Source organism: Paenibacillus sp. FSL F4-0097, from assembly GCF_038593125.1.
GTDB classification, from domain to species: Bacteria; Bacillota; Bacilli; order Paenibacillales; family Paenibacillaceae; genus Paenibacillus_AQ; species Paenibacillus_AQ odorifer.
This window is the reverse complement of sequence record NZ_CP151965.1, coordinates 222133-245434: the sequence shown is the minus strand read 5'-3', so window position 1 is coordinate 245434 and position 23302 is coordinate 222133. Positions and strand designations below refer to the sequence as shown.

The 23302-nt window shown below is 42.7% G+C and carries 18 protein-coding genes; 7 read left to right on the top strand and 11 right to left on the bottom strand.

All coding sequences use genetic code 11. The features are described from left to right. Positions 1-125 precede the first annotated feature (125 nt). Positions 126-4433 carry a bifunctional 2',3'-cyclic-nucleotide 2'-phosphodiesterase/3'-nucleotidase gene (locus MHH86_RS01135; protein ID WP_342479593.1) on the bottom strand — a complete coding sequence of 1436 codons (4308 nt, stop codon included), beginning with the start codon at positions 4431-4433 and terminating at the stop codon, positions 126-128. Positions 4434-5119: 686 nt separating this feature from the next. Between MHH86_RS01135 and MHH86_RS01130 the strand changes: the two genes are divergently transcribed. Then, the gene (locus MHH86_RS01130; protein WP_038568163.1) at positions 5120-5557 is read left to right on the top strand and encodes a hypothetical protein; all 438 of its coding nucleotides are present in this window, start codon (positions 5120-5122) and stop codon (positions 5555-5557) included. A 36-nt stretch (positions 5558-5593) separates the two neighbouring features. Here the strand turns inward: MHH86_RS01130 and MHH86_RS01125 are convergent, their stop codons facing one another. The 5 genes from MHH86_RS01125 to ltrA all read right to left on the bottom strand — a co-directional run bounded on the left by MHH86_RS01125 (position 5594) and on the right by ltrA (position 12106). Further along, the gene (locus MHH86_RS01125; protein ID WP_340887700.1) at positions 5594-6508 is read right to left on the bottom strand and encodes a polysaccharide deacetylase family protein; all 915 of its coding nucleotides are present in this window, start codon (positions 6506-6508) and stop codon (positions 5594-5596) included. Next, positions 6480-7802, bottom strand: coding sequence for an MFS transporter (locus MHH86_RS01120; RefSeq protein ID WP_076141434.1), 1323 nt, complete (start codon positions 7800-7802; stop codon positions 6480-6482). The genes MHH86_RS01125 and MHH86_RS01120 overlap by 29 nt, the downstream gene beginning before the upstream one ends. A 153-nt stretch (positions 7803-7955) precedes the next feature. Next, positions 7956-8489, bottom strand: coding sequence for a DUF1854 domain-containing protein (locus tag MHH86_RS01115; protein WP_051491493.1), 534 nt, complete (start codon positions 8487-8489; stop codon positions 7956-7958). Next, positions 8482-10677 (bottom strand): ABC transporter ATP-binding protein, encoded by a 2196-nt coding sequence (locus MHH86_RS01110; RefSeq protein ID WP_036687198.1) that lies wholly within the window; start codon positions 10675-10677, stop codon positions 8482-8484. Before MHH86_RS01110 ends, MHH86_RS01115 begins: the two co-directional genes overlap by 8 nt. 166 nt (positions 10678-10843) lie before the next feature. Continuing rightward, positions 10844-12106, bottom strand: coding sequence for a group II intron reverse transcriptase/maturase (gene ltrA, locus MHH86_RS01105; protein ID WP_076317345.1), 1263 nt, complete (start codon positions 12104-12106; stop codon positions 10844-10846). A gap of 365 nt (positions 12107-12471) precedes the next feature. On the opposite strand from ltrA, the gene MHH86_RS01100 reads away from it, so the two are divergent. After that, entirely contained in the window at positions 12472-12606 is a 135-nt protein-coding gene (locus MHH86_RS01100; protein ID WP_256720279.1) for a hypothetical protein, read from the top strand. A 128-nt stretch (positions 12607-12734) separates the two neighbouring features. Here the strand turns inward: MHH86_RS01100 and MHH86_RS01095 are convergent, their stop codons facing one another. The 4 genes from MHH86_RS01095 to MHH86_RS01080 all read right to left on the bottom strand — a co-directional run bounded on the left by MHH86_RS01095 (position 12735) and on the right by MHH86_RS01080 (position 17150). Continuing rightward, positions 12735-15116, bottom strand: coding sequence for a phosphoketolase family protein (locus tag MHH86_RS01095; RefSeq protein ID WP_342479592.1), 2382 nt, complete (start codon positions 15114-15116; stop codon positions 12735-12737). A gap of 293 nt (positions 15117-15409) precedes the next feature. After that, positions 15410-16132 (bottom strand): GntR family transcriptional regulator, encoded by a 723-nt coding sequence (locus tag MHH86_RS01090; protein ID WP_036687196.1) that lies wholly within the window; start codon positions 16130-16132, stop codon positions 15410-15412. A gap of 87 nt (positions 16133-16219) precedes the next feature. Further along, positions 16220-16408 (bottom strand): hypothetical protein, encoded by a 189-nt coding sequence (locus MHH86_RS01085; protein ID WP_076101096.1) that lies wholly within the window; start codon positions 16406-16408, stop codon positions 16220-16222. Between the two features lie 115 nt (positions 16409-16523). Beyond that, positions 16524-17150 (bottom strand): GyrI-like domain-containing protein, encoded by a 627-nt coding sequence (locus MHH86_RS01080; protein WP_076105224.1) that lies wholly within the window; start codon positions 17148-17150, stop codon positions 16524-16526. A 191-nt stretch (positions 17151-17341) separates the two neighbouring features. On the opposite strand from MHH86_RS01080, the gene guaD reads away from it, so the two are divergent. From guaD to MHH86_RS01065, 3 genes are all read left to right on the top strand, one after another. Beyond that, positions 17342-18706: a guanine deaminase gene (gene guaD, locus MHH86_RS01075; RefSeq protein WP_076317024.1), complete on the top strand. Its 1365-nt coding sequence runs from the start codon at positions 17342-17344 to the stop codon at positions 18704-18706. A 38-nt stretch (positions 18707-18744) separates the two neighbouring features. Further along, positions 18745-20097, top strand: a complete 1353-nt coding sequence (locus MHH86_RS01070) for a solute carrier family 23 protein (protein WP_076317023.1) — start codon at positions 18745-18747, stop codon at positions 20095-20097. 202 nt (positions 20098-20299) lie between these two features. After that, a complete protein-coding gene (locus MHH86_RS01065; protein WP_076274191.1) occupies positions 20300-21451 on the top strand; it encodes a glycosyltransferase in 1152 nt (383 codons plus the stop codon). Positions 21452-21499: 48 nt separating this feature from the next. On the opposite strand, the gene MHH86_RS01060 is transcribed toward MHH86_RS01065, so the two are convergent. Continuing rightward, a complete protein-coding gene (locus MHH86_RS01060; RefSeq protein ID WP_036687189.1) occupies positions 21500-21841 on the bottom strand; it encodes a nitrous oxide-stimulated promoter family protein in 342 nt (113 codons plus the stop codon). A 203-nt stretch (positions 21842-22044) separates the two neighbouring features. Between MHH86_RS01060 and MHH86_RS01055 the strand changes: the two genes are divergently transcribed. Together MHH86_RS01055 and MHH86_RS01050 are read left to right on the top strand one after the other, a co-directional pair. Continuing rightward, positions 22045-22527, top strand: coding sequence for a sigma-70 family RNA polymerase sigma factor (locus MHH86_RS01055; protein WP_038568157.1), 483 nt, complete (start codon positions 22045-22047; stop codon positions 22525-22527). Further along, positions 22524-23132, top strand: a complete 609-nt coding sequence (locus MHH86_RS01050; protein WP_076317022.1) for a zf-HC2 domain-containing protein — start codon at positions 22524-22526, stop codon at positions 23130-23132. Before MHH86_RS01055 ends, MHH86_RS01050 begins: the two co-directional genes overlap by 4 nt. Positions 23133-23302 lie beyond the last annotated feature (170 nt).

Sequence of the window (23302 nt, the reverse complement as noted above, 5' to 3'; positions counted from 1 at the left end):
GGACAGTAAGCGTTTAAGGGAAGACTATAAGAGTATTGGTGCCACTTATACTTTCTTATATTTAAAAAAAGTGTATCGATGCCCTCACGAGGATCATCGATACACTTTTAGTTAGAACAATAGAATTATGATACTTGTCCAAGCATGCGATAGATGATAACCGCTGCTTGAGCGCGATTAGCTATACCCTTAGGTGCAAATTTCCCACCATCAACACCGTTGACGATTCCCAATTGAGTTAGCTGTGCGATAGCCTCTTGTGCATAAGGAGCAATACTGGATTTGTCTGCAAACTTACCCAATGCTGCATTTTTATCAATCGGCTGTAGTTTGTCTTTCAGTGCGTTAGCAACCATAATGGCCATTTCTTCACGAGTCACTTCACGACCCGGTTCAAATTTGCCATTTCCAGAGCCTTGTACAAGTCCAGCCTTCACCGCAAGGGCGATAGAATCCGTGTACCAAACTCCTTGTTTAACATCGTTGAACGAACTGGTTGTTGCTGAACCCGTAAGATTCAGTGCGCGTACCAGCATCGTAACGAACTCTGCTCTAGTCACTGTTTTGGTTGGCGCAAAAGTATTTGCATCCAGACCTTTCAGAATGCCCTTAGCAGCCAATGCTTCAATAGCTTCTTGCGCCCAAGCTACCTTACCCAGATCCTTGAAGTTTGCTGCTGGCGCAGTAGTTGGTGCAGGTGTTACCGTTGGTGCTGTTGATGGTGCTGGTGTTGCTGTTGGTTTCGCGGTTGGAGTAGGCGTTGGAGTTACACCGGTAGAACCGCCTCCACTGCCATTGCCCGATCCCGAATCAGCCTTTAATTTATTAATAATACGTCCTTCAATGGCCGCTTTAATCTCTTTGCCATTAAACGTTTTTACAATGTAGTCGTAGAATACGTCCAAATCAATAGGTCCAGCCAATGAATCACTAGCTTGAGTCAGAACCTTGTAGTTATCTCCACCCGCAGCCATAAAGTTATTTACTACTGCTGTATATTTCTGCGTAGGATTAATTGGTGTTCCATCAGTTAGTGTGAGGCTCGCAATACGATCGGCTACTGGCAGATACATATTCGCTGTATATTTCAGTCCGGAAATTTGCAGCGTTTTGATATCTGGTGTTCCATCAGCTTTTACATTCCATTGCTGTTGCAGCAATGTTTTGATTTGCGCTCCAGTTAGTGTCAGCTTCACAAGCGTGTTGCCGAATGGCTGAATTTTAGCCAGATCGCCGAAGGTTACAGGACCTTTTGGAAGGTCCGCACGGATACCGCCTGGATTCATAAAGGCGAAATCGGCAGCTTTTGCACCATCGCCGAAGTCAGCATTACGCATAGAGTCAGCAATCAGATTCCCAAGTGCAGCCTCATTATTGTAAGCATCGGTACGAGTGATAGTTCCGTCCGTTGTACCTACTGGTTGGGTAAGCTCAGGATGCTTCTCAAGGTAAGCATTAACCAGTGCCACACTTTCCGGATCTGGTGTTACACCCTCATGGAAGGTGGAAGTTACCACAGCAGACTTGTCCTTCACATCACCTGTTTTAGGATCAATGATCAACTTGATATCCTCAAATGCTGTACCGTAAGAATAAGCTTGTACAATCAGCTTGCCGTTTACTGTTCCATTTGCAAGTGCATGGTTATCACCAGCAACGATAACATCAACAGGGGATTCCGCAGGAAGCGCATTGGCTAGATCAGCCGCTTCACCTGTAGTCACACCATCTTTGGTTGTTGCAGGATCATGTGCAAGCACGATAATCGTCTCAACACCTTTAGATTGAAGCTCCTTAGCGTATTTCTCCACAGCCGCCACTTCCTCATCAGGCGTGAGGAAATGCACGCCGGCCGTACCGGAAGGCGCTACCTTGCTTGGTGTGGATTTTGTTACAAGACCAATAAAGCCAATCTTCACACCGCCTACTTCTTTGATTACATAAGGTTTAATAATCGGCTCGCCAGTTTTGGCATCTACCGCATTCGCATTAACATAATCAAAATTGGTACCCTTGTGGGTAACATTGCTGTCCTTAGGGTCCACGCCGCCATAAAGCTGTGTCATCAATGCATCGACACCTTGGTCAAATTCATGGTTTCCTAGGGAGCCCACATCAAATCTCATCAAGTTCATCCACTCAATCGTCGGCTCATCGCGCTCAAGCGAAGATACTGGAGCAGATGCACCTACGGAATCTCCGTTATGGAAGAGTAGAGAATTATCGTATTTAGCCTGTGTTTCTTTCAGATAAGTCGCAAGAATAGCAGCTGTCCCCACATTCTTATTGTTGACGACAGACACCGTATCCAGTTGACCGTGGAAATCATTAATTCCAAGAAGGTGAACTTCTACGTCCTTAGCTGGTAGAGCCAATTTATAAATACTAAATCCCTTAACATCTTTTTCACCAGTGTCCTTAATGTTGGCCGGCATAACTTTCGCCGCTTCTGGTGACGAAGTAAACGTGAGATTTACGTTATCCGAAAGTGGAGCCAAAGACCAGTTGCCATCCGCAGAAGGATCTATTGTACCTACTTCTTTGATGTAGTCCATAAGGATCTGGCGATTCTCATCCTGGGAATCGACTAGAATCTCCGAACCCTTCACACCTGGGAAATTCCCTCCGCCACTCGCACGGTAGTTGTTAGTCACAACAATGAAGTCTTGGTTAGGATCCAATGTTTTTCCTTTATACGTAATTTGCTTCACACGACTCGATGAAGCATCGTTTATAACACCGGTAGGAGTATATTTTGCAGGTTTGGTTACATCGATTGTGTACTTAATGCCATCAATAACATCGAAGTTATAAACAGCAAACTCCCCATTCAGCAAACTTTGTGGAGCTGTGCTGTCTACTTTGATAGTATTAAACGCACCCGCACTCATTTCAACCCATTCCTTAACAACAGAGCCTTTAACTTTAATGGCTTTCAGCGTGTTGTCATACAAATACAAGTCACTTGCACTACGAATAGTCAGTGGACCTTTCTCAATACTCGTGTACTCTGAAGGACCGTTACGTCCAGCCTTGAAAGGAGCACCTACGCTGAGAATTGGAAGATTTTTATACTGTGGAAGATTGGTATCAATATACTTCTCCACATACCACTTCTGGGCATTGGTAACAATCTGCACGGTAGGGTCGTCCTGAACCATTGCAAAATAGCTGTTCATCGGAGCGGTAGTAACACCTAGCTCTTGACCTGTATAGTCAATAGTAGCTTGGTGATCTGCTGCAACAGCAGCATCAACAGCAGCATCCGGTATAGCATTGGCTATGGAGCGGGTTGAGGCGATGGATTTATCTTTGTCCACTTCCCATTTGCCGCCTACTTCCACCAATTTGAGATCAATCAGACCCAAGTAACCCCCACCATAACCCGCTTGCACGGCTGGAGTCCCATTAATGTGGCCATAAACATTATCAACAACAGATTGAGCGTTATTATACGCCTGCCCTGTTAGGGGATCCTTGAAAGAAGCGTCAAGGGATTTATCATCAACTGTTGGGAACACTTTGTGAGTGTGTGAGAAGGTAATCGCATCAATACCGTCAACCTTACTTAAAAGATTGATAGCATTCTCTGCACCAGTACCCGCAACTGCGGTTGCATCGAAGCCGGTATGTGCCATTGCTACGATTACATCGACACCCTCACTCTTCATGATAGGAACATATTTTGCTGCTGTTTCAGCAATGTCCTTAGCAATGACTTTGCCTTCCAGATTAACCTTGTCCCATTCCATAATCTGCGGGGTCACAAGACCAAGCACACCGACTTTAATATCCCGGAGCTGGTTATCGCTATCCACTATTTTTTTATCAAGAATGACATAAGGTTCAAAAGCATTTACGTCATTATCTGGATTACCATCTTTATCATCAATATATATATTGGCATTTACATAGGGGAAGTCCGCACCACTCAATGGGTTATTAGCACTGCCCTTAATAGTCCGATTTAAGAATTCCAGCCCATAATTGAATTCATGATTACCAAAAGTCGCAACATCATATTCCATAATATTCATAGCCGCAATCATAGGGTGTAGCTTAGTCTCTGATTCTACTAAATTACTTTCATTCGCGATGTAAGTACCCAATGGCGTACCTTGAATCAAGTCCCCATTGTCGAGCAGAAGATTATTATCAGGATATTCGCTCCTAGCATAAGTAACCAACGTAGCTGTCCGATCAAGTCCTACAGTTGTAGAAGCCGCATTCTTAAAATAGTCCCAGCCGTAGACATTGGTGTGCACGTCCGTCGTGCTCATCAGCCGGAGTTTGGCTGTGGCTGCGGATGCTGCTTCAGCTTTATCTGTACCCCAAGCTGCACCCAAACCAATACCTCCAAACACCTGCAAAGAAAGCACTGCAGTTGCTAATACAGAAGCAATCGGCTTATTCCATCGTGTCTTCCATCCCATAATAATATTAGTCCTCCCTATCATTTTCACATAATTTCTGTGATATTATATCACACAAACATAACCAATTATCATATAATTGTAAAAATAATATAAAACTATGTTAAATATAATAACATAAGAAGAAAGACCTAGACTTATGAATCCGTTTTTATAGGTCAAGAGTCAATAGATGCAAAAAGAACACATCTTCACCAGATGTGTCCTAAAAACAATCCTATATAAAGTCTAGAAAAGTCGAATCTATATCCGGCACTACTTTTTACCCATTCATAGCAGTAATCCCAAAACAGATTGCAGTTATTAGAGATAAGGGTGTCATCACAAGTTTTTCTTTCATGCTCCTCGACAATAAGTTCATTATAGTATTAAGAATTAAATAGACGGCAAAAAAATAACATACCCTTCTATCAAAAGGTAATCCAATAGAGATCACATTACCTGCCTGCAATAAGTACAGGATGGCAATTAGCTGTATCACTACTGAAACTCCACACGCGACTCTCATTTGTGGAGGCATAATTCTATGCCTTCCTCCCATTGCAAATTCCCCATAAGGCAGTCCCAGAGACAGCAGTACATAAAGAATCACTGCTCCCAAATATTTTTTTATGATGAACCAGCACAAGCAACACAAAAATATCTGAGTAATATAGAAGTAAATAGACCAATGAGGTGATCCGCAAATGGCAAATACAACGAAGATTCGCAAACGTGCTGAACAGCTGAAAGGTAGACCCGTATGCATTACGCTACATGATGGACGTACGTATGTAGGATGGATAACCGGCCTCGATAAGAATGGACTGACCCTTTCCAAACCGCGTAAAAATAAACACAAAAAATCAAAAAAACACTCTTCTTCCCGCTCTCGGAAAGCAAACGTATCAGGATTAATGCCCTTATTCGGCTCACTTTTCGGAATGGGTGGAGGCGCTCTAGGCTCCGCAGGAGCAGGGGCTGCCAGTTCCGGAGGCGGTGGATTTGGCGGATTCGGGGGGTTCGGAGGAATCGGCAACTTTATTGGAATGGTACAAAAAACTATGCCGGTTATGAAGATGGGCTACAATATGATTAAATCTATTTCCCCCTTCCTTAATGGGCTAAAAGGATTAATGGGATAATCAAAAGACACCCCTCAAGGTGTCTTTTATTTTTGCTCATGAGCTTATCAGTTTCTTTAACAATCTGCCTGCAGATCTTAACCGTGGACGCTTTAGTTGCTCCTGTACATAACGATAATTCGTCATTTCAACCTTAGCATCACAGAGGGCATAGGTAAAATCATCATCAAAGGGTAACTTATACTCCCAAACGCGCTTACTCCAGTGCGGAATATTTGCTTGCATCCATGGATCGTCTATCCCGGGATGAATATAGGTCTCACTAACGCCATCCGGCAACGAATACAGCTTAGCAATAATAGATCTTTTAAAACTTTCATACGTCTCGCCTTCCTCTACACCAAAAGGATGCGATAGCAAATAGTCGGGAATCGGCACCCCAAACGTATCCGCCAGCCCTGCTCCAAGGGCAACTGGTCGTTTAATATTTTTCAGCGATGCCAAAAGCGGATCCTCAGCATGGATGTATCTGAAGAATCGTGAGGGCAATCCCCAGCGCGAAATTTTCCACAACGTCTGCGGTAGCAAGCTGCGTCCTGTTTCCATTCCGTATAAACTACCCATGTGGTTGTCTACATGGCTAATCACTATTCCCGACTGTTTTACTCGCTCGTACTGCGCATCTATCTCCTTTAGTACGGCTTTTGTCTGCGCTCCCTGTTCGAACTCTTTTACCGTCCTATATTGATGTCCGCTCTCGTCGTGAAGAGAAGTCTCTCCCGTCAGGCTCGCCCAGCGCAAAGCCTCAAATTCACTAGTCATCGTCAAGTGAAGTCCCACATTTCGTTGTTGCCTGCGACTACACCATGCAGATGCCTCCTCAAACCCAGGGGCCACCGCCATAATCGTTGCGGAGGATACTTTTTCCTCTTCCAGCAGATGTTTAATCGCCTGATTCATGGGGGGACTTTGTCCAAAATCATCACAATTGATGATTAATTTTTTGTTCATAGTCAGCCTCACCTCTCAAAGAGTCCATAAATGTAAATTTCATTGTGAAGGATATGACAACAGCTATGGCCAACAGACATAATGGCACCACACTTATTAAATACCTAAATGTCGCTTCAGGATTGGACCCTGGGTCATCACCGCCTTGATAGCCAAAGATCATACCTACAATGAAAAAAGCTAACGCAGAGATTAACCCGCTTGAACGAGTAATGAATCCGCTTACAGCCGTGTAGATTCCTTCTCTTCTCAGACCTGTTTTTTCCGCATCCTCATCAATAATCTTGCCACCTACTATTGCTGGGGTCACTAGAAATCCGGCTAATCCGAAACCGACAACTACGCCAGCAGCCACACCACTTAAGAGATCATAACCAAACCATAACGGAATTACCGATAACGCATATAAAATCAGTGATAACCGCCACGCCTTGACCCCGTCCATCTTACGAATCATCCAGTACCACACGAATACTAATGGAATGACCGAAACAAACACAGCTGCGAGTAAAATCGATACCTGAGCCTCTGAGATATGAAGTACATATTTTGCATAAAAAGGAATCATCGAGCTTACAAGTCCATTCACCGTTTGAGCAAAAGAGTTCGAAATATTAAACACCCAAAACTTTTTATTCCGAATGGTCTCCCGAAAAGCTGGAATCAACTTCAAGGGTTCCTGCTCTGTGGGCTCCTTCTTTTCTTGGACATTCATCATACATAAAAACATAAATACTCCAAAGAGACAGGCATACACTATAGCCATATTAGAGAAATTAATAGCTGCAAAAATAATTGGCGTTAAGGCAGTACCGATTAACAAAGCAACGACCTGATAGCCTTGCTGAATCGCGGAAGCTTTTGCCCGAATACGGTCTCCTCGGAAGAGCTCCGGGAGTAACGCTCCATAGTTCACCCACAACACAGTAGCGACTGCCTCATAGAAAATAAGTGTGACTAAAAACCAAGTGAACAATCCATTCTCAGATAATCCGCCGGGAGGGGAGAAAACCAGTACAAATGCCAGCATAAATAACGGAATTGAGCCAAATACCCATGGTCTGCGTCGACCTAAACGAGTCTCTGTGCGATCTGACCAATAACCAAATAACGGATTGTTTACCGCATCCCAGATCAGAAAGATTGTTCTGGCTAATGTAGCTAGTCCAATGCCCAATCCTAATTTTTCTACATAAAAGTAACTGTAAAATGAACTAAATGCCTGACTTGGAACCATCATCGCAAACATCCCTAAAGCAAAGGTGTACGGCGAATTGATCCATTTACGCTTCACTCACATACCTCCCATATGCAAAAGATCCGGTTGTGATATATTACCATACCAATGAGAGAACGCCATCAATTTTTCCTTCGTAGAATCTACGGATAAAAAAAAGAGGCTCCGCAGACCATCAACAAATGGCTGCGGAGCTTTTTCACAACTAGACTATAAAACATCCTTCAGCTTGCTCCGGCTCTGAACATCCAGGGCTAGATAATCACGGATTTCGCATCTTTTCCCATTGATATCTGTAAGAATGATTCGCTTATGACTTGGATATTGCATATGCTCGTGCAGGTTCCGCATAACGATCCGGGTCTGGCCCAGATTCGTTTGCAGCTCCCAAATCCACATATCCGCTTTTTGCTTAATAGAATCAATGCGGGTTACAACCGGAAGAAAATACCGCAGCCGGAGCTCTGTGTCCACTTCCACGCGACTTTCTTCATCGAGCTGATCAATGTCACGAATGACTCCGATCTCCTCACTCTTGGAGTTACGAACTGAAATATACTCCGTGGTATATTGGAATGGAAATATACGAAAAAGAATTAATTCCTCATAGACCTGACCCTCCACTACTCCTTGAAACACGCCACCTTGACTGCGGCTAAAAGAGATTGCACCCGGTTCAAGAATGTTAATCTCATAGGGATCTTTAGGATTCAATTCCCCGTTAACAAGATTCGGATCACTCATGCATCTCAACCCCCTTAATCTGCGACATTTCCTTCTGTGCCTCAACTAGCTTGAAGTAAGCACCTTCTGCTGCAAGCAATTCCTCATGTGTACCCACTTCAATGATCTTACCGCGTTCAAGCACTACAAGCCGGTTCGCATTTCTTAGCGTGGATAATCGATGGGCAATCGCGAATGTCGTTCTGCCTTTTACCAGTCGCGAGATCGCTTCTTGAATTTGCCGCTCGGTCACTGTATCTACAGAAGCTGTTGCTTCATCTAGGATTAGAATTCGTGGATCGTGAATTATTGCTCGGGCAATAGACACTCGCTGCTTCTCTCCACCAGACAATTTATGTCCACGTTCCCCAACTCTTGTATCATAGCCATCCGGCAATTGAACGATAAAATCATGGGCGTTGGCGATTTTTGCAGCGCGCATGATTTCTAATTCCGTAGCGTCCGGTTTAGAATAGGCAATATTCTCAGCAATCGTTCCGTCGAATAGAAACGTCTCCTGCAGCACTACACCGATCTGACTACGCAGATCTGACTGGCTGATATTTCGGATGTCCACATCATCGATGGTAATGGTTCCCTCATCTGTGTCATAGAAGCGACAGATCATATTAATGAACGTCGACTTACCGGCACCTGAATGTCCGACCAGACCAATCATCTCGCCCGCACCCACTTTTAAATCCACGTTCTTGAGCACAGGATGATGTTTTTCGTATCCATAAGTAACCCGCTTAAACTCAACCTCACCATTTACGCGGCCGATGGCTGCTGGATTTACTGTATCAGGCACATCTGACGGAGTATCCATAATCTCAAAGACCCGATCTGCTGCTGAAATCGCATGGCTGGCCCAGTTGATCATTTGGCTCACCCACTGCAAAGGTCCGAGAAGCATCCCAAGGTAGGTCACCAAAGCAATTAGCGTACCGATGGATAATTGACCCTCCAGCACCGTTTTTCCGCCATAAAACCAAATTAATAACGTACCCACACCAGCAACCAACGCAAAAGCAGGAAACATCCCCTGCCATAAGCCTTCGATCCGAATATTATGCCGCACCAACTCCTTATTGGCGACCGTATAACGTGACATCTCTGTTGTTTCCTGGCCGAATGCTTTGACTACACGAATCCCCTGCAAAGAATCGCCAACCAAAGCGTTTAATCTAAAAATAGATCTCCACTGCTGGTACCAACGTCTGCCAATCATCGGCCATAACACGGTCGACAGCACCACCATAAGCGGCATAGGCAGCATAGCAAGCAGCGTTAGCTTCCAATCCATACTGAACATAATAGTGAAAATAGCGATTACCCGCAGCGATTCACCCGAGACCCAGATTACACCGTCAGTCATAAATTGCCGCATCGCCTCTGAATCATTATTCACCCGTCCAATAAATTGCGAAGATTGTCTTCGGTCGAAAAAAGATAAAGATAATTTCATCAAGGAATGATACACATCATGACGAAGATCACCCATGATTTTGGAACCAATCCATACCCCTATAAGTCCACGTACAGTCTGCATTAAAGTTATTACTAAGGACGTGGCTGCTAGCCCGATCACAATCCATAGAAGCGTCGAGCCCATATCCTTTTCTGTCAACACATTATCAACGATCATCTTCGTCAAAAATGGTGGAACAAGCTCTACCAATGTAGTAAAAATCAACATAATCGCCGCAGCGATCATTTGGATCTTATAAGGCTTAGCGTAACTCAACATCCGAAATAGAACCTTGCCGTTACTCTTGCACACCGGACAAGCTTGTGAATCTTCCGGCAGCGGATTGCGGCATTTTGGACAATTTCTTGGAAACTCTTTTTCAGAAGCGGTTGGCCGTTCCTCGCCTTTAGCTACAGCGCCAATTAATTTAGCAGCAAAACCAAATATAGAGGTAAGTGATGCTGTATAACGTATAAGTATAATAGGCCCCGCTTGGGTATCCACAAGCAACGAACCGCCGCCTACCCCGCCTACTACCCGGGCATCGGTAATATTCGAGACTAGAAGCTTTGAGACCAGTTTCCCGTCCGTCCCCCAAACGGAAACCTCCTTCTCAGTCAATACAAGCCACTGCTCACCGAATTGCCCATCTTTCATTAAATCAGATACAGAGTGAAATAAAGGTTGTTCTGTAAGCTGTATTTCTATAGACTTGGGAAGTTTATCAATAGATGTCATACATTTCTCCCCTTTCTTTACCCACCTATTTACTCACATATATTTACAGTGGTAAAGATGAAAAAATGATTATAATTGTTTTGTATGGTTACTTGAATCGAGTAGGAGGGGGCGGCTAGCCCCCGACCTCTCACACCACCGTACGTACCGTTCGATATACGGCGGTTCATGAAATATTCCGTAAGGAGTTGTATCTGTCCAATACACTCTTTAATCCATTGGCTTCCCAATATTGGTTATTCAATACATGTTGTAGAATTGGACTCCCTGCAATTCGCCAATACCCTTTTCGGGTATTTCCCCACTCATAGGCTTTATCCTTAGGTACCCCTAAGGATATAAGTCTTTTGACTTTGGTTCTAGGGGTCTTCCACTGCTTCCAGAGGCACATTCGTAGCCTTCTTCGTATCCATTTATCCATATCTCGAAAGGTACTTGGGGTATCCGCCAGCGAGAAATAACCGCACCATCCCATGAGGTAGTGGTTTAGTTCCTTGATTCGCTCTTCCATCTTCATCGATCTCTTTCGAGAGGATATCTCCTGTATTCGAACCTTGACTCTCTGTAAGGATTGCTTCGCAATTCTCACCTTTGGTTCTTTGTCCACACTAAAACTAAATCCTAGAAACTTTCGTTTCCAGGGACGGTCTACCGCGCTCTTTACTTGGTTCACCTTCAGCTTTAGCCTCGTCTCGATGAATCGGGTGACCGTTGTCTTGACTCTCTCTCCTGCTCTTAGCGTTTTCACGTAAATATTGCAATCATCCGCATAACGAACGAAGCGGTGCCCACGTTTCTCGAGTTCTTTGTCGAGCTCATCTAGGACAATGTTAGATAATAACGGACTCAGTGGACCGCCTTGCGGGGCACCTTCCGTTGTCGGGGTTACTAACCCGTTCTCCATCACACCTGACTGAAGATATTTGCGGATAAGCAGGAGAACTTTCTTGTCCTCCACTTTCTCCGAAATCTTCATCATCAGTCGGTCATGGTTGACGCGATCAAAGAATTTCTCCAAGTCTAGGTCGACTACGAATCGATAGCCTTCTTTCATAAAGGTTCGAGCTTTCCTCACCGCATCATGCCCTCGTCTTTTCGGACGGAATCCATAGCTATGGTCGGAAAACTCTGGATCAAACAATGGAGTTAACACCTGCGCGATTGCTTGTTGGATCATTCGATCTGTCACGGTAGGTATTCCTAGTAACCTAACACCTCCGCCACCGGGTTTCGGGATTTCGACTCGGCGCACGGGGCTCGGTTCATAGGTTCCTTCTTCTATGGCATGCCGCAAGGTCTGCCAGTTTTGTACGATGTGTTCTCGTAAGGATTTTACGGACATCCCATCTACGCCATGACTTCCTTTATTCGCTTCAACACGCTTTAAGGCTTGCAGAAGATTTTCCCGTGATAGCAGTTGCTCCAACATTTTTTTTTTAACCTCTCTTTACGTGATTTATACCTTCCATTTGTGCCAAAGATGAACTCCGCCCTGCTGAAGTCCCCCACGGGATTCACCGTTTCCTTCTTCAGTCAGGTCCTTTCGGATTTTTTTTTCTGCATTCATCGCTCATCTTGAACGCCTGGATGTATAAATCCTATTCCATGTTCAGCCCTTCCGCAGCTGTTGCAACAGCTTGCGTACTATGGCGTCTGCTGACTTCTGTGCACTCAGCCTACTCTCACAAGTAGGGTTACGAAGTATACTCGCCTATCACACAGATCTCCCCAGGTAAGAACGCTATCTTCCCCTCCATCTATCTGCTTCATTTACTCTCGTACGCCTTTGGCAGTATGGACTTTGGTTTGTTGTGCAACCTCATCCAGCCTACGTTAGCCTTGTATGAAGTTCGTATTCCTCAGACCGGAGATTTGCCGCTGGCTTCCTTCAGATTCCACCTCGCGGTGGACACCCTTGCCTTAAGCTAATGGCTACTACTGCCTTCGCCATTCGGGACTTCAACCCTATAGATAGCGCCCATGCTGGGCGCACACAAATAAAAAGACACCTCTAAAGGTGTCTTTTTGTATTACTTCCTATGGTACTGGCTATACGCTTATTTCAAAGCTTTCCATACCCAGTTCTCTACTTCTGGCAAATCAATACCCTCTTCACGAATGAATTGGTGATGTTTCTTAACGATAGCATCCATTTCATCTGCGATCGCTTTATAGTCGTTAGCATTAGGCAAGCTCAGAACAGCTTCCTTCGCCAAGTCAAAGCGGTCCATTTGATTCAATACGCGCATATCGAATGGTGTTGTGATATCGCCATTCTCGCGGTATCCGTGTACGTGCAGGTTATGGTTATGGCGATCAAAGAACAAGTCTTTAATCAGACCTTCATATCCGTGGAAAGCGAAGATAACTGGTTTATCTTTTGTGAAAAATTGATCAAACTCTTCGTCAGATAAGCCACGCGTATCTAATTTTTGACTTCTCAGTTTCAACAAGTCTACCACGTTGATATATCTAATCTTAAGGTTCGGCAGTTTTTCATGCAGGATAGAGATTGCAGCCAAGCTTTCGATAGTTGGTTCTGTACCTGCAGAAGCAAAGACAACATCAGGCTCTCCACCTTGATCGGTGCTTGCCCAGTCAATAATCTTCAGTCCTTTATCCACCAGCTCTTGTGCTTCATCCGCACTGAACCATTGTGGACGAGGATGTTTGGAAGAAACGATCAAGTTAATTTTTTGACGGTCATTTAAGACGGTGTCAAAGACAGCCAGCAAGGAGTTCGCATCAGCCGGCAAATACTCACGGATAAATTCTGGTTTTTTATCAGCCAAGTGACCTAGCAAACCTGGATCTTGGTGAGTGTAACCATTGTGGTCTTGTTGGAATACAGTTGAAGTTGCTACCACATTCAATGATGGAATATCCGCACGCCAGCTTTGATCTGTTGCTTTACGCAGCCATTTGAAATGCTGAGTAATCATCGAATCCACGACACGCAAGAAAGCTTCATAGCTTGCAAAGAAACCATGGCGACCTGTCAATACGTAACCTTCAAGCAAACCTTCTGCCTGATGTTCAGACAATTGGGAATCGATAACACGGCCATAAGAAGCTAGGAATTCATCATTCGGCTCAATCACTTGATCCAACCATTGACGTTTCGTCACTTCAAAGACAGGTCCCAGACGGTTGGACATTGTTTCATCCGGTCCGAAAATTCTGAAATTGCGGTTCTCTTCGTTCAGAGAGATAACATCTTTCATGTATTTACCCAGAACGGCCATGTCTTGTGCTATTACTTCACCTGGTTTGGAATTATCAAGTGCGAACTTACGGAAATTGGGTAAGTTTAGATCTTTAATCTGGTTGCCAGCATTAGTAACTGGGTTCATTCCCATACGTCTGTCGCCAGTTGGCAGAATCTCAGCAAGTTCAGCGTTCAGACGACCATTGTCATCAAATAATTCTTCTGGTCTATAGCTGTTCATCCACTCCAATAACGCTGGAGCATGTTTCATATTCTTTTGATCCACTGGAATCGGCACCTGATGGGCACGGAACGAGTTCTCATTCGGAACACCATCCCATTGCTTTGGACCCGTCCAGCCCTTAGGAGAACGGAAGACCAACATTGGCCAAACCGGACGCGTAAGGTCATTGTTGTCACGTGCATTCTTTTGAATCGCTTCAATTCTTTCTACGATGGTATCAAGCACCTTAGCCATTTCTGGATGCATTAGATCAGGATTTTCGCCTTCAACGAAGAACGGTTCCCAACCCATACCTTTAAAGTATGCAGTAATTTCTTCTTTGGATTGACGAGACAGAATCGTCGGGTTACTGATTTTGAAACCATTTAAGTGCAAGATCGGCAGAACTGCACCATCAGTAACTGGATTGATGAACCGGTTGGAGAACCATGAAGCCGCTAATGGGCCAGTTTCAGCCTCTCCATCGCCAATAACAACAGCGGAGATTAAATCTGGATTATCCAGAATTGCACCTACACCGTGGGATAGAGAATAACCTAATTCGCCACCTTCGTGGATCGATCCAGGTGTTTCAGGGGCAGCATGGGAAGCAACTCCACCTGGGAAAGAGAATTGTTTGAACAATTTCTTCAGACCTGAGATATCTTGTGTAATTTCCGGATAAATTTCAGTATAGCTACCATCGAGATAGGAGTTCGAAACCATGACCTGACCGCCATGACCAGGACCCTCGATATAGAACATATTCAAATCATATTTAGTAATGACCCGATTCAAATGGGCATAAATAAAGTTCTGGCCGGGAATAGTTCCCCAGTGTCCAATTGGCTTAATCTTTACGTCTGCTTCTTTCAGCGGTTCTCTTAACAACGGATTATCTTTCAAATACAGTTGACCTACAGAGATGTAGTTAGTTGCGCGCCAGTATGCATCAAGCTTCTCTAAATAAGTTTTTGATGAGTAATCAACATCCATGGATAATACCATTTCTTCCACTCCCCAAAATTTTTTCTGTGTCTACATTGCCGTAATTTCTTCCACAAGTACATCATACCGCCGCCAAAAATTAATTCAACCTTTTCAACAAATGATACGGTCCAATTTTGTGAAAATATGAACATAGTATGAAAAACGGTGTCAATTGTCTGTAAAAATACGTCAATATTAATATATATGTAAAAATATGGGCTGTAGTTTGCGGGGATATTTGCTACTCGTCCTTCATCTATTTTGCGCAAAATAAAAAAAATAAGACCGAGAAAAATTCCCCAGTCTTACTTTTAATGAACGGACACAAAGGTATTAAATTTTAAGTATTTATAGTGGAAGCGCATATGGGAGAATTCAAAGGGTGTGCCATTATCTAAAAAGAAAATCCCTTCCATAATGCTTACTGGTTCATTCGCCTGCAAATGCAGCAGCTCTTGATCCGTAGCCTCAGAGGGTTCTGCGGATATCGATAAAAAGGATTTGGTTACCGCCAGGTTCCGTGAATCCTCCAAATAATTAAAGATAGATCCTTCAATAATAGTCTGATTTAAGTTCTGCACGATTTTGATTGGGATATAACCCGTTTCAATCATAAAGGGTTCATCATCAAAAAGACGCAAGCGAACGATTTTGTATACAAAATCATGTGGTCCTAAAAACAGATCCCGTTGCAGTTCTTCCGTTGGTGGAATGACCTCGAATTTCAGAACTTTAATCTTTGGCTTCTTCCCATTCATTTGAAAATTGTCGGTGACACCTAAATTAGAGCCTTCGTAGTTAAAAATAGATTCATTTTTTATGTATAAAGGATTTATAAATGTCCCTGAGCCACGCTTTTTAAAAATAATGCCGGCATTTGCCATTTTAGTCAGAGCACTTTTAATAGAACTACGACTCACTTGATAAGTTTCACTAAGCGTTCGTTCATCCGGTAATTTCATATCGGGAAACTGCCCAGCAAAAATTTTCATTTTTAAGTCATCAATAATTTGTTTGTAGACAAACTGTGTCATGAAGTACTCCTTTTCAGGTCGATACAAGTTTTATTTCAATCTTTACTATAACATAATAACCAGACGTTTATAATCTATCCGGCCACCTTATTTACGACGGCGATTTGTCATGCGATTGTACATCACTAAACCGGCAATGACCATGCCCAGCGTTCCCATACTACTCGCTGCTTCAGCCTGCATACCAAACAAAATGCACAGGTTAGTGACCAAGCTTTTTGTAAGTACAGCAACAATAATTAACATCAACGGGCGCCAAATGTTGTATCTTCTCATCCAGGCAACACTCCTAATCCAATTTTCTCAAACTATCGATCGATTTCATCTATTATATCACAAGATGGTAACCGCATTCATTTCCTATAACCGTAAAGGAATCGAAGCCGACCTGCTATTTTTTATTAATTCTATATCTTAAAATGGTTTTCAACTTTTCGTGTTCTACTTTTCTAGCATCCGACAGATAAATTTCTCTATGAACAAGCGTTTTTAGCACATAATTGTTTTCATCTATAAACATTTTTAATTGTTGGAATGATTCAGGTTCACTATCATATGAACCAATATGCAAGATTTGCACCGATAAGCCATCTTCTAATTCATCAAAATATGCCTCTTTCAATAGGGGGTGAGGTTTCTTTTTATTTACTATCTCAAAAGCTCTTTCTACCGTCTCTCTTGTTACAAAATCCGGTTGTCTTATCATTATTGTATATAGTAATTCATCTTTTATTAAATCCTTGTGATTTCTACCTTCCTCTGTCAAATCCCATAATCCTTCGAGTGGATATACCGTATAATCAAAATAACCCTCCGGAGTAAATCCATTTTTAGGCATCATTTTCACCGCATAGGCCAGAGAGTATAGAACCCCGACTCTTTCTGAAAAATCCTCATGATTAGGATCACCTTTACCTTTTATACAGATGAATTTCTGTTTCCCAACTTCTAATAATTGCGGCTTAGCTTTGGGTTGATATAACTCCTTTTCATGCTTTCTATATTCATGTTTTGGCATTTTACTTCCCTCTATCTTTTTCTGTATTCTAGCCTAGCGAACGTGACGTCTATGCGTCATATTCGCTTTCAATTCCTCAGCTCCTCCTATCCGTCAATTACGCCTTTATTCGACTTTTGGTCTGGACTTATCCTTTTTCACGGATTATAATAACGAATGCACACCAAAAGACGAACATTAAGGCGGAAATTATGAGAAAATATATGCAAATATTCCTAGGCACTTCATTTTCTAGCCTATCCCCAAAAGAAATTCAAATTTTAAAGGACCATCTTTTCTGTATCAACACGGATGGGATGATAGAAATGATTGTTGCACCGAAGCACCCCGACTATCAACCCTTGCTTGATGCTTATCAAGGTCAGGACAATTTTCATGTATTAGCTGAAGGCCAGTATTTTTTGCCCGGCTTTATCGACCTGCATGTTCACGCGCCACAATGGGCTCAATCTGGAACTGCATTAGATATTCCACTCTATGATTGGCTAAATACTTCTACCTTCCCACTGGAGTCTAAATTCTCGGACCTGGCTTTTGCAAAAAAAGTCTACGATGACGTGGTTGGCACTTTGCTCGCAAACGGAACAACTACAGCACTTTATTTTGCAACGGTGCATAAAGAGGCCAGTTTATTATTGGCTAAAATATGTGCGAAAAAAGGGCAACGTGGACTCGTTGGAAAAGTGGTTATGGACGATCCGCAGGGAAATCCTGAGAATTACCGCGACTCCGACACCCATACCGCACTAGTGGATACGGAAGAATTTATACTAGCTGTACAAGAACTCGCTAAATCTACTAAACAAGGCGTATATCCAGTAGTGACACCAAGGTTCATTCCAAGCTGCACTAATGAGGCTTTACAAGGCTTGGGAGAACTAGCCGCTAAATATGATACGTATGTTCAATCGCACTGTAGTGAAAGTGATTGGGCGCACGGTTATGTGCAAGAACGGTTCCAGAAGAACGATGCTTTTGCCTTGCATGATTTTGGTCTGCTCAGTGATAAATCTGTAATGGCACATTGTAATTTTTTAGATGAAGATGATGTGAATTTGTTTGCAGAGACAGGAACAGCTATTGCTCATTGTCCGATATCCAACGCGTATTTTGCCAATAGTGTCATTCCGATCGCTGACTTCCATGCCAAAGGCGTTGAGATTGGTTTAGGCTCTGATATTTCCGGAGGTTTTTCACCTAGTCTCTTCGATAACATTAGACAAGCCGTAATGTCTTCAAGAATGCTGGAGGATGGTGTGAATCCCTCACTTTCTGCACAAAACCGCGGAGTACCCGGATCACGAATTACGATCCATGAATCCTTTTATCTTGCTACCGCTGGCGGCGGAGAAAGCTTAAGCTTACCTATCGGCCGGTTACTAGAAGGTTATGCATGGGATGTTCAAATAATCGATACGAAGGTACCCTCGGCGAAATTGCCCGTCTTTGATGAGAGTGAAGATTTGCAAGATATTTTTCAAAAGATAATGTACCTGGCTAGACCTGAAAATATCCGTGAAGTCTGGGTACAGGGTGAAAAAGTTCATTCGCGTTAAAGATTAATTAAACTAGAAAACTTAAGGTGGGCATCGGAGTGAAAACACAAGCAAACGTACAAGAGCAAGCACATTTAGAATCACAGCTACTAACTGTTCTACCCGATGAAAAAGTTTCATTTAGTAAATCCGTCATTCTCGGCTTTCAACATGTATTGGCTATGGATGTCTATGTAGTGCCATTCCTTATTGCGATGTTAATCGGCTTACAGCCCAATCAGTCCAGCGCGTTAATCCAATCCACCTTTATTGCCGCAGGACTTGCAACGATTGTGCAAACCTATTTCTGTATGAAGCTGCCTATCGCTCAAGGTCCTTCTTATGTTCCGCTGGGTGCGATCGTCAGTATTTATGCGGCTAGTGGTGGTGGGGAGCTCGGTTGGAGCTCCGTGTTAGGTGCCAGCTTAATCGGGGCTATCCTGGTTATTATTTTGGGTTATGCGGGGATTTTTAATAAAATCGTTAAAAACTTTATCCCGCCTATCGTAGGTGGCACAATCATTTTCATTGTAGGTCTATCTTTATTGCCTGTTGCGATCAGAGATAATATCTACGGAGCCTCCGGCGCTTCAATTAATCAAAATGTATTATTAGCCCTCATTTCAGGCGCTACACTACTTGTTTTTGTGGTTCTTGGTACTTTGTTCCGTAATAAAGGATCTATCTTCCGAATTCTTTCCGTAATGATGGCGTTAGTAGTCGGATGTATTTCCGCTAATATTATGGGCGTTTTAGATTTCTCAGCGATAAGCAACGCCAAATGGTTTAGCATGCCGCGGATCGCTTTTGTTGATTTCGGCTTTTCCTTTAACTTTTCAGCTATTATCACCATGGTTATTATTTATATCGTGCTGCTGGCTGAAACAACAGGCACCTGGTTTGCGGTCAGCAATGTAATCAATAAACCTTTGACAGACAAAAATATTAACCGCGGCGTAATTGGAGAAGGAATTGGCTGTCTTATTGCCTCTGTGCTCGGTTCGACTCCTGTTACAGGTTATTCAACTAATGCAGGGATCATCTCCATTACAGGTGTTGCCAGCCGCCGGGTCTTTCTCGCTGTAGGAGGATGGTTTGTCCTCTTTGGTTGTTCTGGTAAACTCGCCGCTTTGATCTCTTCCATTCCATCCGCTGTAATCGGCGGCGTCTTCGCCATCATCTGCGGCATCATCGCAATTAATGGTGTGCAAGTAATGAAGAATGTAACTATCGGCGAAAAAGAAATGTACATTATTGCCTTACCTATGATCATCACCTTGGCGTTGGTACTCATTCCTGGTGACTACTTGAATTCTTTACCTACATTCGTGCAGTATTTATTAGGCTCACCTATCCTAGCTGCTTCATTGGCAGCGATCTTATTGAATAAATTATTACCTAGTGGAAAATAGAAAATAAAAAGGAGCAGCCCCTAAAGGAATCGATAGATCTCCTTTAGGGGCTGTCTTTTTTAAAGATCATCCCATATTGGCCCCTGTCCACTGCCTATTTCGATCCTTAAAGGCGTTTGACTAGACCAGGCTAAAGTCCCTGAATATATTGTTATTATTTATCCTATTCAAGGGCTTTTATTAAATGGTGGGGGTGATCATTCTGGCTATCCGTTACAGCATCATAATTCCAACCTATAACCGACTTCAGCAGCTGCTACTTACACTCACTTCATTCGAGACACAGACCTATCCGAAGGATCGATTCGAGGTGATCGTCGCAGATGACGGTTCTACAGATGGTACCAAGGAAATGGTCGAAAGCTTTCAAACTTCTTATCCGCTTATTTATGTCGCTCAGCAGGAACAACGCGGCCGTTCTGCCGTGAGAAATCTGGGGCTGAGTCAGGCAAAAGGGAAATACGTCATCTTCTGCGATGCGGATTTTCTAGTATTCCCTGACTTCATTAGGATCGTAAACCAGTATCACCGTAAATATCCTAAGTCCATAATTTCAGGTATTCCACACTCATGGGATGACGCTTATACCCACTACTACCCAGACTTTTCTCCTGAAGAAAAAGAGCATTGCCGCAATACACTTTCGCCTTCTAACTTATGGAATCCCGACTTCGAATCAGCGACTGAAATCATCCCATTAATCACACCCAATGATATCCTTCAGCAGACGGAGACGTTATCAAAAGTCACCTTTCCCTCAAGAGTTCCTCCAAATACTAAAAAACAATTTGCCAGCACAGATGTAGCCCCTTGGATGTTACTCGTCACACGTTGTGTGTCCATAAGACGCAGCCAATTAACTCGTGCTGGAGGTTTTAATGAACAGTTTATCCTCTATGGACTCGAAGATTGGGACCTTGGGTATCGACTGCATCGATTAAAAATCCCTTTTCACAGCATCAAAGAAGTTGTCGGCGTTCACCAAGAACATCCAACCCACTTCAGAGGAAATCTCATAAATATTGAGAATCTAAAAATCATGTTCAAAAGCTACGGATTCAATGACTCCTCCCTAAATCTGTTCGCCCTTGTTCCCCCAAACGAAGACTTAGAGAAGTACAAACATACTATACGGGTCTTGCGCAGAGGATACCGAACGAAGTTAACACGTTCATCAGCAATATTAATGAGAAGAACGTTACGGATTGCCGCCAAACAGCTCTATGAACCCAAGGATACCGCCGTATACCAAGAGTCGTTAAGACGAATAAGTGTAAAAGTAAAGAGAAGAAAAAGCCGGGTTGCCCGTGTTTTGCGAGAGATTTTGGTGAAGGCTGAAAAGCTGGGAGAATAATACCTAAAAATACATTAAACCGGGCATCAAATGATGTCCGGTTTTCACTTATTTTCTCAATTTATTGGGTAGCGGAATATGCCTAATCGACTCAATGGGATGATAGAGCAGCATCCACGGACCAGAAAAACGCATAACCCCTTTAATTCTTTGGCGATAATCCGGTTTGTAACAATGAACAGGACATTTGGCACAAGCTGTTTTCTCTTCACCAAATTTACAATAGGCTAGCCTCTTCAGCGCATACTCATTTAATTCCTGACATTCCTCACAAAACCCCTTATGATGATGTTTTTTCTTACAATATATACGAATCATTTTGGTAACAAGCTCTTGTTCTTTTTGAATTTTAGGACCCTCATTTAACTGCCGGTTTACCTTTGTTATCATATATGAACCCCCTTGTAACTTGTACAATAAGATCTCATGTAATTATAAAGGGTAAACCTACTGTGAAACCAGCCTTAACGCTGAACTTCCTTAATTCCCTCACATACCGGGGTTGAAAGCGATAATTGTATAAATCAATTTTTTTAAAAAAACTTGTAACGTTTATAGCTTTTTACGGATATATAACTTGAGGAGGTGAATGGATGCAGGACAACGAGCAATTATACAGGGAATATTCAACCCAAGTATATAAATTCGTATTTAGCCTTTGTCATAATCACTTGCTGGCAGAAGAAATTACCCAAGAAACTTTTTATAGAGCTATAAAATCGATAGACAAATACGATGGGACCTGCAAAGTATACGTATGGCTCTGTCAAATTGCTAAACATGTGTGGTATCAGGAGCTGGACAAGCAGCGCAAGCGGAAGTCTGAGGAATTAGAAGACGCTTCTTTGGCTAACGCAAATTCAACAGAATCCCAGTTCATTTTTGCTCAGGACAAAATGGATTTATTTAAACAACTTCATTTACTTGATCCAAATACCAAAGAAGTATTATATCTGCGTTTAACCGGAGAATTCAGTTTTCGGGAAATTGGCGAAATTCTTGGAAGAGATGAAACCTGGGCAAGAGTTACCTTTTACCGTGGAAAACAAAAATTGATGAAAGGAAGATCTTCATGAAATGCGAGATTATTCAGGATTTATTACCTTCCTATATTGAAAAGCTAACCTCTGTACATAGTAACGAAGAAATCGAAAAACACCTGCAATCCTGTGAAAGCTGCCTTCAATCCTATAATGAAATGACCGCCACAGCAAATCTAAGTGTGCCTATTATTGATAAAGAGGAAGTTAACAAACTCAATTATTTTAAAAAAGTGAAAAAAAAGAATATAAAAACTCTCATTTTTTCCGTCTTATCGGTACTTATACTGGCTACGGCCCTTATTGGATTTTTTGTTATCGGTTTCCCTGTATCCTCTAAAGATGTAGTCATAGATTATCAGAAGACAAAGGATCGTTTGGAGGTTCATCTAACTTTGGAAAATGGCAAGGACCTCGTGTTCTCAGGAAAAACTAAATTTATCCGCGATGAGAATAATAATGTAATCGGTTCTGAAACTAGGTATACGCCTAGAGGTTTACTTCATAATCCCTTTGATGATGTAGGAAAAAAAGTTATGTTGGGGACGGAGATTCATACCGATCTGGATTTTCCAAACAAGTTTATTCTTGAATTCAAAGATAAAACTATGACGTTTGTTAATGGTGTTTTAGTGGAGTAGACATGCCGCAAAAATAAAAAAAGACACCTTTCAAGGTGTCTTTCGCTTTACACCTACCAAAAAAGTTAGCATTTTTGTTCGTTTTTTCGCTAAAATATAGGGTTATCGATTTACTAAAAGTATCTTATAATAAAATTACACATGGATATTTGACCCCTTTGTGAACGCGC

What these genes read in the sequence shown, in the direction of transcription:
- MHH86_RS01135 (WP_342479593.1), bottom strand. Translation starts at nt 4,433, where the DNA reads ATGGGATGGAAGACACGATGGAATAAGCCGATTGCTTCTGTATTAGCA.
- MHH86_RS01130 (WP_038568163.1), top strand. Translation starts at nt 5,120, where the DNA reads ATGGCAAATACAACGAAGATTCGCAAACGTGCTGAACAGCTGAAAGGT.
- MHH86_RS01125 (WP_340887700.1), bottom strand. Translation starts at nt 6,508, where the DNA reads ATGAACAAAAAATTAATCATCAATTGTGATGATTTTGGACAAAGTCCC.
- MHH86_RS01115 (WP_051491493.1), bottom strand. Translation starts at nt 8,489, where the DNA reads ATGAGTGATCCGAATCTTGTTAACGGGGAATTGAATCCTAAAGATCCC.
- MHH86_RS01110 (WP_036687198.1), bottom strand. Translation starts at nt 10,677, where the DNA reads ATGACATCTATTGATAAACTTCCCAAGTCTATAGAAATACAGCTTACA.
- ltrA (WP_076317345.1), bottom strand. Translation starts at nt 12,106, where the DNA reads ATGTTGGAGCAACTGCTATCACGGGAAAATCTTCTGCAAGCCTTAAAG.
- MHH86_RS01100 (WP_256720279.1), top strand. Translation starts at nt 12,472, where the DNA reads ATGGACTTTGGTTTGTTGTGCAACCTCATCCAGCCTACGTTAGCCTTG.
- MHH86_RS01095 (WP_342479592.1), bottom strand. Translation starts at nt 15,116, where the DNA reads ATGGTATTATCCATGGATGTTGATTACTCATCAAAAACTTATTTAGAG.
- MHH86_RS01090 (WP_036687196.1), bottom strand. Translation starts at nt 16,132, where the DNA reads ATGACACAGTTTGTCTACAAACAAATTATTGATGACTTAAAAATGAAA.
- MHH86_RS01085 (WP_076101096.1), bottom strand. Translation starts at nt 16,408, where the DNA reads ATGAGAAGATACAACATTTGGCGCCCGTTGATGTTAATTATTGTTGCT.
- MHH86_RS01080 (WP_076105224.1), bottom strand. Translation starts at nt 17,150, where the DNA reads ATGCCAAAACATGAATATAGAAAGCATGAAAAGGAGTTATATCAACCC.
- guaD (WP_076317024.1), top strand. Translation starts at nt 17,342, where the DNA reads ATGAGAAAATATATGCAAATATTCCTAGGCACTTCATTTTCTAGCCTA.
- MHH86_RS01060 (WP_036687189.1), bottom strand. Translation starts at nt 21,841, where the DNA reads ATGATAACAAAGGTAAACCGGCAGTTAAATGAGGGTCCTAAAATTCAA.
- MHH86_RS01055 (WP_038568157.1), top strand. Translation starts at nt 22,045, where the DNA reads ATGCAGGACAACGAGCAATTATACAGGGAATATTCAACCCAAGTATAT.
- MHH86_RS01050 (WP_076317022.1), top strand. Translation starts at nt 22,524, where the DNA reads ATGAAATGCGAGATTATTCAGGATTTATTACCTTCCTATATTGAAAAG.